This window comes from Roseateles sp., assembly GCF_044373315.1.
GTDB lineage: Bacteria > Pseudomonadota > Gammaproteobacteria > Burkholderiales > Burkholderiaceae_C > JACDQM01.
On record NZ_JBILQK010000002.1, the window covers coordinates 35,959 to 49,708 of the forward strand.

At 65.2% G+C, this 13,750-nt stretch carries 12 protein-coding genes; 5 read left to right on the top strand and 7 right to left on the bottom strand.

From position 1 onward, the window contains the following. Positions 1-5 precede the first annotated feature (5 nt). The 4 genes from ACIQ67_RS00880 to tadA all read right to left on the bottom strand — a co-directional run bounded on the left by ACIQ67_RS00880 (position 6) and on the right by tadA (position 5,028). Positions 6-989: an ABC transporter permease gene (locus tag ACIQ67_RS00880; protein WP_397532458.1), complete on the bottom strand. Its 984-nt coding sequence runs from the start codon at positions 987-989 to the stop codon at positions 6-8. A gap of 19 nt (positions 990-1,008) precedes the next feature. After that, the gene (locus ACIQ67_RS00885) at positions 1,009-3,192 is read right to left on the bottom strand and encodes an ABC transporter substrate-binding protein (protein ID WP_397532525.1); all 2,184 of its coding nucleotides are present in this window, start codon (positions 3,190-3,192) and stop codon (positions 1,009-1,011) included. Positions 3,193-3,547: 355 nt separating this feature from the next. After that, positions 3,548-4,465, bottom strand: a complete 918-nt coding sequence (locus tag ACIQ67_RS00890; protein ID WP_397532459.1) for an LD-carboxypeptidase — start codon at positions 4,463-4,465, stop codon at positions 3,548-3,550. Then, positions 4,462-5,028: a tRNA adenosine(34) deaminase TadA gene (gene tadA / locus ACIQ67_RS00895; protein WP_397532460.1), complete on the bottom strand. Its 567-nt coding sequence runs from the start codon at positions 5,026-5,028 to the stop codon at positions 4,462-4,464. The genes ACIQ67_RS00890 and tadA overlap by 4 nt, the downstream gene beginning before the upstream one ends. 87 nt (positions 5,029-5,115) lie before the next feature. On the opposite strand from tadA, the gene ACIQ67_RS00900 reads away from it, so the two are divergent. The 5 genes from ACIQ67_RS00900 (at position 5,116) to ACIQ67_RS00920 (ending at position 10,348) form a co-directional block, all read left to right on the top strand. Next, on the top strand, positions 5,116-6,144 hold the full coding sequence (locus ACIQ67_RS00900; protein ID WP_397532461.1) for a DUF72 domain-containing protein: 1,029 nt from the start codon (positions 5,116-5,118) through the stop codon (positions 6,142-6,144). A gap of 205 nt (positions 6,145-6,349) precedes the next feature. Further along, entirely contained in the window at positions 6,350-8,080 is a 1,731-nt protein-coding gene (locus ACIQ67_RS00905; protein ID WP_397532462.1) for an AMP-binding protein, read from the top strand. A gap of 3 nt (positions 8,081-8,083) precedes the next feature. Then, positions 8,084-8,989 (top strand): bile acid:sodium symporter family protein, encoded by a 906-nt coding sequence (locus tag ACIQ67_RS00910; RefSeq protein WP_397532463.1) that lies wholly within the window; start codon positions 8,084-8,086, stop codon positions 8,987-8,989. A 126-nt stretch (positions 8,990-9,115) separates the two neighbouring features. Beyond that, on the top strand, positions 9,116-9,598 hold the full coding sequence (locus ACIQ67_RS00915) for a DUF456 domain-containing protein (RefSeq protein ID WP_397532464.1): 483 nt from the start codon (positions 9,116-9,118) through the stop codon (positions 9,596-9,598). Between the two features lie 48 nt (positions 9,599-9,646). Then, positions 9,647-10,348 carry a tellurite resistance TerB family protein gene (locus ACIQ67_RS00920; protein WP_397532465.1) on the top strand — a complete coding sequence of 234 codons (702 nt, stop codon included), beginning with the start codon at positions 9,647-9,649 and terminating at the stop codon, positions 10,346-10,348. Between the two features lie 20 nt (positions 10,349-10,368). Here the strand turns inward: ACIQ67_RS00920 and ACIQ67_RS00925 are convergent, their stop codons facing one another. The 3 genes from ACIQ67_RS00925 to ACIQ67_RS00935 form a co-directional block, all read right to left on the bottom strand. Next, a complete protein-coding gene (locus tag ACIQ67_RS00925; RefSeq protein WP_397532526.1) occupies positions 10,369-11,547 on the bottom strand; it encodes a YncE family protein in 1,179 nt (392 codons plus the stop codon). Positions 11,548-11,762: 215 nt separating this feature from the next. Further along, complete coding sequence (locus tag ACIQ67_RS00930; RefSeq protein ID WP_397532466.1) at positions 11,763-12,257, bottom strand: hypothetical protein; 495 nt, start codon at positions 12,255-12,257, stop codon at positions 11,763-11,765. 285 nt (positions 12,258-12,542) lie between these two features. Beyond that, positions 12,543-13,463 carry a response regulator gene (locus ACIQ67_RS00935; RefSeq protein WP_397532467.1) on the bottom strand — a complete coding sequence of 307 codons (921 nt, stop codon included), beginning with the start codon at positions 13,461-13,463 and terminating at the stop codon, positions 12,543-12,545. Between the last annotated feature and the right edge of the window lie 287 nt (positions 13,464-13,750).

Here is a 13,750-nt window from a genome sequence, read left to right on the forward strand (position 1 = left end):
CGGGCTCAAGCCAGCCGCACGCGGGGGTCAACCCAGGTGTAGGCGATGTCGATCAGTGCGTTGGTCGCGATGTACAGCACCGCGCCCAGGAACACCATGGTGCGCACGATGGCAAAGTCCTGCCCGGTGATGGCCTCGATCACGAAGGCGCCCAGGCCCGGGATGCCAAAGAAGCTCTCGAACACCAGGCTGCCCATGAAGACGTAGGGCAGATAGCTGCCGGCGCTGGTGATGATGGGAATCAGCGCATTGCGCAGCACATGGCGGAACAGCACGATCTGCTCGCTGAGGCCCTTGGCGCGTGCGGTGCGGACATAGTCCTTGCCGATCTCTTCCAGGAACATCGCGCGGTACAGCCGCGCCTCGCCGCCCAGACGCGAAAGCAGCGACAGCAGCACCGGCAGGATCAGGAACTTCACCGCATCCAGGCCCGCCGCATAGCCATTGATCGGCACCAGCTTGAGCAGACGCGAGAAAAAGTACTGGCCAACAATGATGTAGAACAGGCTGGAGATCGACAGCATCAGCACGCACAACACGACACCCCAGAAGTCGATGCGCGAGTTGCGGAAGAACACCAGCATCAGCGCGAACGAGGTGCTGACGATGACCTGCAGGATGAAGATGGGCAAGGCCAGTTGCAGGCTCACACCCATGCGGGTCTTCACCTCATGGCCGATGTTGACGGCCTGGCGTGCGTCCGAGCGGCCGAAGTCCAGCATCATCAGCGAGACCGATCGCTCCCAAAGAATGGTCTGTGTCAGCTTGTCGCTGCCTTGCTTGCTCTCGTTCCAGTAAAGCGGCTTGTCATAGCCACGCTCGACCTTCCACTTCTCGATCTGCTCCTGCGTGACGCGTTTGCCGCCGATGTTCAGGCGCGCCATATCGTCCGGCGTGTTGACCGAGAAGAACAGGAAAAAGGTGAAGAGGTTGACCCCGATCAGGATCAGCAGGCCGTAACCGAGACGGCGGATCATGTAGTTCAGCATGGTGATTCTTCCCCGGGGCTCAGCTGAGCTGATGCGGCTTCACATAGCCCTTGGCCGTTGCTTGTTCGCGCGCACGGAAGGATCGGCGCGTGGCCCAGACGATGGCGGCAGCGCCTGCCAGCAAGGCCAGCAGCGGCCACCAGATCGGCTGGTTCCACTCGGCCTGCTTGGCGGCCCGCATCTGCGGATCGACGCGGTAGTAACGCGCCATGTCGCGCACCATGATGCCGGGCTTGCCGTTGTATACCCAGGGCTGGAAGGCCGAGGCCACATAGGGCCAGTAGCCCCAGGCCCAGGGCGAGTCTTCGCGCACGATACGCACCATCTCGTCGATCACGCGCTGCTTCTCCGGGCCGTCGTCCAGGGCCTGCATGCGGCGATAGAGCTTGTCGTACTCGGGATTCTGGTAGTTGGCCGCGTTCTCACCTTCGTGCAGGCTCTTGGCATTCGGGCCGTAGAGCAGGAACAGGAAGTTCTCGGCATCCGGATAGTCGGCCAGCCAGCCCCACCAGAAGATCTGGTGCTTGCCCTTGTGCACCTTGTCCTGGAACTGGTTGTAGTCGGTGGCACGCACTTCCAGCTGCACGCCCAGCTTGGCGAACTGCTTGACCATCCAGTCCAGCTCGGCCTTGATCTCGGGCGTGGCGGTGCGCTGGTAGTCGTAGTTCAGCACCAGGGGCTTGCCGCTCTTGGCGTCGCGCCCATCCGGGTAGCCGGCCTCGGCCAGCAGCCTCTTGGCATCGTCGATCGAGCGGCGCTGCAACTCACCGTTGACTAGTTTGTGGGTCACGGGGTTGAAGCCCTCGGGCGTGCCCTCGCGCGAGCCGAAAACGCCGGGCGGCACCGGCCCGTGGGCAGCAACGCCACCCTTGGTGCGGAAGATGCGGCCATAGCCCTCCTCCCAGTCGATGGCGATCGACAAGGCCTGGCGCAGCTTGCGGTTCTTCAGCTGCTGCTCCGGCGTGTCGCCCTTGCCCACCACCGGGTCCAGCCAGTTGAAGCCCATGTACCAGCTGTTGATGTCGGTGACCTGCGGGAACTTGAAGCCCTTGGCTTCATAGGCAGCGCGCACCTCGTCCGAGTCGTCCATGTCGACGCGGAAATCCACGCCCCATTCCGGCCGCTCGATCTCGGGCACATCCAGATAGCCCTGCTTGAACATCTCCTTGCGCGGCACTTTCTCCTTGATGATGGTCGAGACGATGGTGTCCACGAAGGGCATGGTCTTGCCGCAGTCGTCCAGCAGACCGTCCTTGCGGTCCTGCTCCGAGCCCTCGCAGGGATAGGCTTCGCCGCGGAAGTGCGGGTTGCGCTTCATCACATGGCGGCGGTCCTGCACATACTCGGTCATCATGAAGGGGCCAGTGCCCACCGGCCACTGGTTCAGCGACAGGCTGTTCTCGCTCATGCCTGGCTGGGCATAGAAGGCATCGGCCTCCCAAGGCAGCGGCGACACGAAGGTCATCGCCAGCCAGTACTGCCACTGCGGATACTTGCCGCGGATCTTGATGCGCAGCGTGTGGCTGTCCAGCGCCTGCACGCCTTCCAGCGGCCATTTGCGAAAGTCCAGAAAGGGCTTGTCGCGCGTGGTCTCCGGCAGGCCCTTGAGCAGCTTGGCGTTCTCTTCGCGCACCAGCTTGGCATAGTCCTTCAGCCCGACCACATACTCGGAGAAGATGGCGAAGACCGGTGCCTCGATGCGCGGCGTGGCGTGGCGCTTGAGTGCGTAGACATAGTCTTCCGCCACCATCTCGCGCGTGCCTTGCACCGCAAAGTCCCAGGGTGAGCGCTTGTCTCCCAACTGCTCGCGCGTCAGGCTGTGATAGAGGTAGTTGCCCTTGTCATCGGTGGCCAGCGCCGGATGCGGGGCGTACTTGATGCCCTTCTTGATCGCGATGTCGTAAACGCTGAAACCGATCTGCTCGGCCGGGGCATCGTCCGGCAGCGGCTTGCCGTCCTTGTCCAGGTAATGCGGCTTCACCACCTTCTCGGCCGTCTTGGGCACCAGCTCGTAGGGCCGCTTCAAGTAGTGGTAGGCGTACAGCGGCTCGTAGATCTGGTAGGTGTAGACCGACTCCGGATTGCTGTAGGACGCAATCGGATCCAGATAGCGCGGCGAGCGCTCATCGAAAGAGTTGTACAGCGTGTTCGACGCCGCGGCGCCCTTGGCATACGGGCTGTTGTCGCAGGCCGTCAGGCCCATGGTTGCGGCCAGTACCAGCACAGCACCCAGCACCGAGGCGCAATGCTCGCGCCAACCCTGCCGCCGCGGGCTCAGCGCGGCGCGCGGACCTTGAAGTCCCAGCATGAAAACCCCTCCGGAGCTGGCGCTCGCCAAACACCTGCTGATGGCAGGCCGGCACAACACAAGCACCATTCAAAAACAGCATGCCCCCGGAGCACAGGACTGATGGTCGCGCGCCGGAGGCTTTATGAGCATCATATCGGCTCAATACAGGCTGGAAACTGGAGGATTCCCCCCAGTCAGCGAGCAAAAAACCCCGCGAGCGCGGGGTGAGAAAAGTCACCTTGTGCGGCGCACCTGCGTCGCGGTCATCTCACTCCTGATGCCCCCAGGCGATCAGGAGGTCGCGGCCCTGGACCAGCAGTTCGGACTTGATGCCCACCGGCAGAGTCACCTTGGTCGGCACATGGCCGAAAGGCAGGCCGGTGAGGAAGCGGGTCTGCGGGCAGCGCGCTGCCACGGCAGCGATCGCGTCCTTCAAGCCATAGCCGCGATCCAGCGGCGACTTGTTCCAGTCGCTGAAAGCCCCCAGCAGCACGGCCTTCTGTGCACCCAGCACCCCCGCCTGCTGCAGCTGCAACAGCATGCGCTCGACGCGATAGGGATGCTCGTTGACGTCTTCAAGGAACAGGATGCCGCCTTTCACGCGCGGCATGTGCGGCGTGCCCAGCAGCGACATCAGCATCGTCAGATTGCCACCCCACAAGGTGCCACGCGCTTCAAAGCCGTCATGGCCAGCCTCGGTGCGATAGCCCACCGCCTCCAGAACCCCGCTCATCGCCTCGGTGAAGACTTCCTGCGTGATCTCGTCGACGCCGCCCTCGGCTGCACTGCGGCCGAAGTCATAGGTGGCCATCGGGCCATGCCAGCTGGCCGACTTGGCATGCGCCAGCAGGCCCAGCTGCAGCGCCGTGACATCGCTGTGCCCCACCCAGCGCGTGCCGCGCTCCACGCTCTTGGCCAGCAGCTTCCAGTCGATCTGGTCGAGCAGGCGCGTCAGGCCATAGCCGCCGCGCGTGGCCATCGCCACCGCAGGCGCTGCCTTGGCCACGCGGTGGATGGCCTTAAGGCGCGTGGCGTCATCGCCGCCGAAACGCTGCTCACGCGCCAGCGCATCCGCATCGACTTCGACCTCGAAGCCCAGCGCCTGCAAGCGCTTGGCAGCACGCTTGAGCGGCGCGGATTGAGCCAGGGCGCCGGCCGGCGTGTAAAGGATCAGGGGTTTGCTCATAGTGGTTTCGATTCGTCCAGGTGAATGGCATCGCCGGTGGGGATGCGCTCGTCGTTAGGTGTTACGGCCGCCCGCGCCAGATCGCGGCGGCGCCGGGCCGCCTCGCGGCGCTCGGCAAAGAAGTCGCGCAGCAGCTGGGCCGAGGCCTCGGCCAGCACGCCGCCGTGGATGGTGGTGTGATGGTTCAGCTGCGGCTGGGCAAACAGGTCCAACACCGAGCCGGCCACGCCGGTCTTGGGATCGGGCGCGGCGAACACCACGCGCTTCAGGCGCGCATGCATCATCGCCATGGCGCACATCGCGCAAGGCTCCAGCGTGACGTACAGCTCGCACTCCGGCAGCCGGTAATTGCCCAGCAGCGTGGCCGCATGGCGCAACGCAACGATCTCGGCATGCGCTGTCGGGTCGTGGGTGGTGATCGGGCGGTTGTAGCCGGTGGCGATCACCTGGCCATGGCGCATCAGCACTGCGCCCACCGGCACCTCGCCGACCAGCAGCGCGTTGTGCGCCTGGTCGAGCGCCAGGCGCATCGCGTATTCATCGGCCGGGGTTGAAGCGCTCATCAAGGTACTCATGCAAGGCCGGCAGTGTAAGGCCGCTGCCTGGCTTCACGGCGGTCGACGCCCTGCTGGCACGCTATCCTGACGCCCATGCAGGATGCGCTGTTTCCCGATGAGCCGCCGATGCCGCCACAGGTCGGCGCGCGCGAATCCAGACCCGCCAAGGTGCAGGCCCGCGCGGCGGACGCCGAGCTGCAGGCGCTGGCGCAAGCCCTGCCGACTCAGCTGCATCTGGGCACCTCCACCTGGACCTACCCGGGCTGGGCTGGCTTGGTCTGGGACAAGTCCTACAACGAGAGCCTGCTGTCCAAGCAGGGCCTGGCGGCCTACAGCCAGCACCCCCTGCTGCGCAGCGTCTGCATTGACCGCAGCTTCTACCGGCCGCTGACGGCCAGCCAGTACGAGCACTATGCGGCCCAGGTGCCCGACGAGTTCCGTTTCGTCGTCAAGGCACCGGCGCTGGTGAGTGATGCACTGGTGCGCGACGAGAACGGCCATGGCAGCCGACGCAACGAGGCCTTCCTGAATCCGCAGCTGGCGCTGCAGGAGTTCGTACAGCCGGCGCTCGAAGGGCTGGGCCGCAAGATCGGCGCGCTGGTGTTCCAGCTCAGTCCGCTGCCGCCCGCCCTGCTGGGCGATATGCCACGGCAGATCGAGGCGCTGTACCAGATGCTGGCAGCCCTGCCCGCGCTGTCAGAACGTGCCGCCGATGGCGTGGTGGCGGTGGAGGTGCGCGATGCGGCCTGGCTGAGCGAAGACTTCGTCGCCGTGCTGAAGGAATATGGCGCGACCTATTGCCTGGGTCTGCACCCTAAGCTGCCGCCGCCGCAGGAACAGCTGTGGCTGCTGCGGCGGCTGTGGCCGGGGCCATTTGTGTGCCGCTGGAATCTCAACCGCTGCCACGGCCCCTACGGCTATGAAACCGCCACGCGGCGCTACGGCGCCTACGACCAGATGCTGGACCCCGACCCCGACACGCGAGCCTTGATCGCACAGGTCGCGGGCGCCACCGCACGAGCCGGCCACAAGGCATATGTGACGATCAACAACAAGGCCGAGGGCTGCGCGCCTATGTCGGTCGATGCACTGGCACGCGCCGTACTGGCCACTGGCGATTGAGTGCTGCCGCGTCAATCGGGCATGCCACCAAGTTGGCTCGGCTGCGCACGAAAAACCTACGCTCCTGACAGTCTTTGCCCTGCCGCACTGGACAGCGGCGTTTCATCCGATTACCTTCGCGCCGCTGCGTCCGGCCTGGGCGCGGCCGCGCCGGCCTGTCCAGCCGTCGCGTACCGCTCCAACGCCTGGGCCGCGCCTTCGATCCATGACCGATTCCGCCTCCCCCTACTCGCTCAAGCCCTGGCTGCAGCACTACGGCAGCAGCATTCCTGAAACCTTGACGCCCCCCTCCGCGCCACATCTGGCGGCCATGGCCCGAGAGGCCGCGCGGCGCTACAGCTCGCAGACGGCTTTCACCTGCGTGATGCCCAACGGCATGTATGGCTCGCTGAGCTACGCGCAGGTGGATGAAATGAGCGATGCGCTGGCGCACTATCTGCGCGGCGTGTGCAAGCTGGCGCAGGGCGACCGCGTGGCCGTTCAGATGCCCAATTGCCTGAGCTACCCGGTGGCGCTGCTGGGCATCCTGAAGGCGGGCTGCGTGGCGGTGAACACCAACCCGCTCTACACCTCGCAGGAGATGGCGCACCAGTTCAAGGACAGCGGCGCCAAGGCGATCGTCATCGTCGACATGTTTGCCGACAAGCTGGAACCCATCCTGGCCCAGACCGAGATCCGGCATGTGGTGCTGACACGGGTGCCCGAGTTCTTCCCGCCGGTGGTGCAGCCCATCGTCCACGCGGTCATGAAGTACTGGAACCGCCTGGTGCCGGCGCATGGCATGACGGTGACCCGCCTGCCCGACGCGCTGGCCCAAGGGCGCCAGCATGGCGGTGATGCCGGGAGCTACACGCAGGCCCTGAACCATCAGAGCCTGGCCCTGCTGCAGTACACCGGCGGCACCACGGGCGTGGCCAAGGGCGCAATGCTGACCCACGGCAATCTGCTCTGGAATCTGGAGCAGATGCTGGGCATGACGCGTAGCCACATCGACGAGGGCAAGGAGGTGGTGTTGACCGCGCTGCCCCTGTATCACATCTTCGCCTTCACGGTGAACTTCCTCACCATGTACCGCATGGGTGCCCGCAACATCCTTGTACCCAGCCCGCGGCCGATCCAGAACCTGCAGCGCGCGCTCGAGAACTACAAGATCACCTGGCTGACCGGCGTCAACACGCTCTACAACGCGCTGCTGCGCGAGGAGTGGTTCACCGCCTTTCCGCCCAAGCACATCAAGGCCGCCGGCGGCGGCGGTGCGGCGATGCACCATGCGGTGGTCAAGCATTGGGAAGAAACCACCGGCGCACCCCTGGTCGAGGGTTACGGCCTGACCGAGAGCAGCCCGGTGGCGTGCTTCCAGCCGCTCAGCAGCGGCCGCCGGGTGGACACCATCGGCATCCCTGCGCCAATGACCGACATCCGCCTCGTCGATGACCTGGGCGTGGATGTGCCGCTGGGAGCGCCCGGCGAGCTGATCCTGCGCGGGCCGCAGGTCATGCAGGGCTATTGGCAGCGCCCCGAGGAGACCGCACAGGTCCTGAAGGACGGCTGGCTTTACACCGGTGACGTGGCGGTGATGAGCGCGGACGGCACCTTCAAGATCGTCGATCGCAAGAAGGACATGATCCTGGTCAGCGGCTTCAATGTGTACCCGAACGAGATCGAAGACGTCCTGACCCAGCATGACGGGGTGATGGAGGCTGCGGTGATCGGCGTGCCCGATGCCAAGACCGGCGAGGCGGTGCGTGCCTATATCGTCAAGGGAGATGCAGCGCTGACGGCCGAGGCCTTGCTGGCGCATTGCCGCCAGCACCTGACGGGCTACAAGATGCCGGCGGTGATCGAGTTCCGCGATGAACTGCCCAAGACGCCGGTCGGCAAGATCCTGCGCCGAGACCTGCGCACCGAAGTTCTCGCCTCACTCAAGAAAGGCTGACCCATGCTCTCCGATTTCGAAACGCAGCTGCTGAGCGTCATGATGATGGTCATCATGCTGGGCATGGGCGCCAGCCTGACCTTCAAGGACTTCGCGATTTCCCTGCGCAAGCCAACCGGCATCGCTATTGGCCTCGTGACCACCTATCTGCTGACCCCGATTGTCGGCGTGACCCTCGCCACGGTGCTGCAATTGCCGCCGGCCTACGCCGTCGGACTGATCCTGATGGCCTGCCTGCCGGGCGGCACCACTAGCAACATCTTCAACTACTTCAGCAAGGGCGTGCTGAGCCTGTCGCTGTTGATGACGATCGTCTCGACCCTGTTCGCCGTGGTGCTGGTGCCGCTGACGCTCGGCTTCTTCTCGCAGGGGATCGAAGGCGAGTGGCGCATTCCGCCCGAGAACGTGGCGCGGGTCCTGTTCGTGCTGCTGGTGCCCACGCTGATCGGCATGCTGCTGCGCAAGTGGAATGCCAATGTGGGCGCAGTGATCGAGATGATCGGCGGCCTGCTGGGTGTGGTGGTGATCCTGTTCCTGGTCGTGTCCTGGGTGCCGCGCAACTATGGCCTGCTGCTGAGCACGCCATGGCAAATCTACTTTGCCGCCATCGGCCTCGGCGTGTTCGGTTTCGGCGTCGGCTATGCCTTCGCACGCGTGGTGCGCCAGGACAAGCGCCGCGCGCGCACGATCGCCCTGGAAACCGGCATCCAGAATGGCCCGCTCGGCGTCCTGATCGTGCTGCTGACTTTCAAGGGTGAGCAGCAGCAGGCCGTGCTGCTGATCCCGGTCCTGTACTCGCTGTTCATCGTGCTCACCAGCAGCGCCTTGACGGTGTGGTTCCGCCGCATCACGGCGGGCGAGGAGCAGGCGCGCGAGAACGCCAAGGTCGGCGCCCTGGGCAAGGCCTGATCGCTGTCTGATCGCACACAGGCAGCCTGAGCACCCCCAGCCCCGGACGAGACAGCCCGGGGCTTGAAATCTGCGCGCCGACCGCAAGCTAAGTGGCTCTGACATCCAGTCGCAAGAAAGGTTGCCGTGAGTCCCACGCTGTTATGGGTTGCGAGTGTCGCGCTGATTGTTCTCGGCCTGCTCGGAACCGTGCTGCCGGCCCTGCCCGGCACGGCCCTGGTGCTGGCCGGCATCTTCCTGGGGGCATGGATCGACGATTTCGTCCATGTGGGATGGCCCAGTCTGACGGTGATCACGCTGCTGGCCGTGCTGGCCTGGGCGCTTGAGTACGTGGCCGGGCTGCTGGGGGCGAACCGCGCCGGTGCCAGCCGGCAGGCGCTGATCGGGGCTGCGTTGGGCACGGTGGCCGGCGTCTTCATGGGCTTGGTCGGGATTCTCTTCATGCCGCTGGTCGGTGCCGCAGCCGGTGAATACCTGGCGCGCCGCGATCAGCAGCGTGCCGTCAAGGTCGGACTCTGGACCTGGCTCGGCCTGATGGCCGGGCTGCTGGCCAAAGTAGTGATCGCCTTCATGATGGTGGGTATCTTCATCGGTGCGCTGCTGATCTGAGGCAGCCCGCCGCAACATGGTTTTCATGGCTTCAAGGAGCATCGGACGATGAGCGCACAGTCAACATTGGAACAACTGCTGAAGTCGGGGCTGGCCATGCTGGACGGCAAAGCTGGCGGTTTGGGGGGCAGCCTGGGCACAAGCCTTGGCGGCAGCAAGGGCCTGGGTCAGATGGGGCTTGGCGCTGCGGCAGGCGGGGCCTTGGGCCTGCTGATGGGCAACAAGCGCGGCCGCAGCTACGGCGGCAAGGCGCTGAAGTACGGCAGCATTGCGGCGCTGGGCCTGATGGCCTACAAGGCCTACAGCAGCTGGCAGGCCACGCAACAGGCGCAAGGTGCGCAGCAGCCATCAGCGCCAGCCAGCCCACCACGCACCGTTGACCGCCTGCCCGCTCCCGAGCAGGAGCTGCACAGCCGCGCCATGCTCAAGGCCATGATTGCCGCGGCCAAGTCCGACGGCCATCTCGACGAACGCGAGCGTGGCCTGGTTGAGGCCGAGCTGAACCGCCTGGAGGCTGATGCCGGGCTGCGCCAGTGGTTCGAGACCGAGCTGCGCCGCCCGCTCGATCCGGCCGAGGTCGCCCAGTCTGCGGCCACTCCCGAGTTAGCCGCCGAGATGTATCTGGCCAGCCTGCTGGTCACCGATGAGACCAGCTTCATGGAGCGGGCCTATCTGGATGAGCTGGCCCGCCAGCTGAAGCTGCCGGCTGGACTGAAAGCGGAGCTGGAAGCGCAGGCCGCAGCGGCCTGAGGCGCAGCGCCTCAGGCCCTTCAGCGCAGATTGCCGGTATGCCCCAGCGAGTAACGCCCAGGCTGCGGCCAAACCGTCAGACCGTGCGGCTCGATGCCCACGCGGATCTTGTCGACCTTGCCACTGGCGGTGTCAAAGCGATACACCACGTTGTCATAGCGACCTGACAGCCACAGGTGTTTGCCGTCGGCGCTGACGTTGCCCATGTCCGGGCTGCCACCGCCGGGGATGTTCCATTGCGCCACCACCTTCTCAGTGGCGAAGTCCATCACCGAGACGCTGCCTGGGCCGCCCTTCTTATCGCGGATGCGGTTGCTGCCACGGTTGGCCACGTAGAGTTGCTTGCCGTCGCGGCTCGGGTACAGGCCGTGCGCGCCCTTGCCAGTGCGCACAAAGCCCAGCTGTTTGAACGAAGCAAAGTCGACGATGTGCACTCCGTCCACCATCATGTCGGCGATGTAGAAGCGCTTGCCGTCCGGCGAGATGCGGATGTCCTGCGGCATACCGGGCGTGGTGCAGATGTCAGCCGTCGGGTCGATCGGATCCGGCAGGCGCTTGGCCTTCGGGCCGGGCGCTTCCAGCAGCGCCTGCACCTCGGGGCGGTTGATATAAGCATTGAGCTTCAGGGACCCCAGCACCTTGCGCTCGACCAGGTCCAGCTTGACCACCGTTCCTGCGAACTCGCAGGTGAACAGGGCGTAGCGGCCATCCATGGAGAAGTCCGCATGGTTGATGCCCTTGCAGCCCGGTACCGGAATCGAGTACTCCAGCTTCATGCTCTGCGGATCACGGAAGTCAAGACGCTCGAAAGCCTCAGCAACCACGATGGCGTAGCGCCCGTCCGGTGACCAGTACATGTTGTAAGGATCCTCGACCGGCACGTCCTTGCCCGGCTTGCCGGTCTTGGGATCGATGGGCGTCAGGCTGCCGCGATTGGTCCCCTCGGCATTGTTGGCCACCCACAGGGTCTTCAGGTCATAGGACGGCACCACATGCTGCGGGAACAGCCCGACGCGGAAGGTCTTGACCACCTTCAGCGTGTTGGGGTCGATCACCGAGACCGTGCTCACAGCGCGATTGGGCACATAGATCCGCTCCAGTGCACCCTCCACCGCCGGGCTGAACCGGCCGGCCACGGTCTCGCTGTAGACATTGAGTGGATCCTTGACCGGCGGCATGCCGGGCACCGGCTGAAGCATCGGTGTGCCCGTTGGCAGCCCGGACGGCCGGGCCACCTCGGCCGCGTTGGGCTGCTGTGCCCAGAACACCCCACCTGCGACAAACACCGTCGCCAACCCCATGCCCAACCACACTCTCGCCATCGTTTATCTCTTTCGCTTCGCAACGGATGTCTGGCTCATTATTGCCGGCACAGCTGCAGCGATTTCAGTGCGGCGTCGTCAGCTCGCCACGGCTAAGCCGGCTCCCCACGCATGCCGCGCTCCCCCGCCTGGTTTCGAACCAGCTGATCAAGCGTCAAAAGATGCTCCTCGATGAACTCCTTCTCGCACTGCTGACGCTTCATGCGGGCGTCCAGCTCGGCAATCTGCTCGCGCAGTCGGGCAGCCTCGCCGACGGCGACCTGGCCCGATGATTCGGCCAAGGCGGCGCGCACCTCCGCATGCCTCAGCATGTCCTTGCACTCGGCTAGCAGCGACTGGGTCTGATCCAGCTGCTGCTGCAGTGACTTCAGCTCGCTGCGCTCGCGCAAACTGCGCGTCCGGCCTGTTTGGCGCTCGGCCTCATCGGCGCGTTTCCGAGCCGCGTCGAGCTCCTGCTGCAAACGGCGACGCTGGTGCAGCACGCGCTCAAGCTCGACCTGCTGCAGGCGGCGCCACTGCTCGTACTCGGCATCGGTGACGCCGGCCAGTGACTCGAAGCCGCGCAGCTTCTCCGCATCCGGCTCCACGCTGTCAAGCTCGAAAGGCGTGGCGCGCCAACGGCCTGCAGCGGCTGACGCTGCCAGGCCACTGAGCGATCGGCACGCTCGAGCATGCGCATCAACTCACGCGCAGCACCGCGCAGCTCAAGGCCGGCTTCGCGCGATTCCGCCAAGGCGTGAGCCAGGTACTGCTGGCGTCGCGACTCGTGGGTGTTCATCTTCAGGTAGCCGGCGACGGCAATGATCATGAACACGGCATTGGCCGTCAGCACACCGATGCTGGCCAGACTTTCGAGGTCCATCGCGCCAGCCCTACAGGATGAAGAAGCTCATGCGACCTTCACCGATGCCGCTCACGCCCAATTCGAAGTCGCTGCGGCCATTGTTGCTCGCGATCAGTGCCGCTACCTTGTCGAAGGGCTGCACTGCCATCTTGGCGACACTGAAGGCTGGTGCATCGACGGGGCTGCGTTTGTGCAGCAGTCCGGCGACCGCCAGCATAAAGCGCTGCGCATGCTCGAACTGGCCGGGGCCGGGCTGCGCCTTGCTGATCATCGTGCGGATCTCGTCGGGGCTGTTGCCAGCGGCCATGCCACCGATGAGGCAGCTTGCCGAAGCGTCCAGCAGCCCCAGCGCGTAGGCGCCCTTGCGTCCGGCGCTGCTGTAGAGCACCACGATCTGCGGCGTCTGCTCGACAAAGACACCCTCGCAGTGCCGCTTGCTCAGCACGAAGCTGCGCGTGCCCAGATGGGTGAACAGCAACTGTTGCAACTGGCTCGCCGAATCGATCGCGGCCACACGCGGCGATGCGGGGTCGACCGTCGGCGTGGTCATGGCCGGCTTCAGGCATTGACTGACAGCCGCGCGCAGTTCGTGGTCGTGGAACGGCTTGTTCAGTACAAAGGCCGCGCCATTGCGGCGCGCCTGCGCCAGGCAGTCGGTCGCAGTCTCTGTGGTCACGAAGCCGAGCGCGATGTCGGCGTGCCCCATCTGCCGCAAGGTCTGCAGCATCTCGATGCCTGAGACGCCCGGCATATGCCAGTCCGACAGCACAAGATCGGGCCTGAAGCTGTCGACCTGGGCCAGCGCCTCGGCGCCGCTGCTGGCGCATTGAACCTGGAGATCCTCGGTTTCGCTGGTTTCCAGTATCCGGCGAATGATGGCCTGGATGGCCCTGCTGTCGTCAACGACCAGGACGCGCCGAGGCGCGCCGCTGGCATGCAAGTTCTGCATCAACACTGCTCCTGTGCCCTGGATACCTGTCCGGGACCTTGATGGCAAAGCGGAGCTCCCTGCGGCTCGGACGCAAGGGCCGAGCCTGATCTATTGCCCCCGTCAGTGACTGCACCGGGGGTCTCATGTGCGAGCGGAGTGTCTGTCCGCTGGCCGCACACACGCTTTGAAAAAGCAGCGGAATTCAGCGCCAATTCGCGCAGCGGCGGTCGCAGTGTGAGCAATTGCGCAAACCGCGAAAGGTGCGCTGTTGTGGCCGCACGACGGCTCCGCTTTGGCAACGCCCC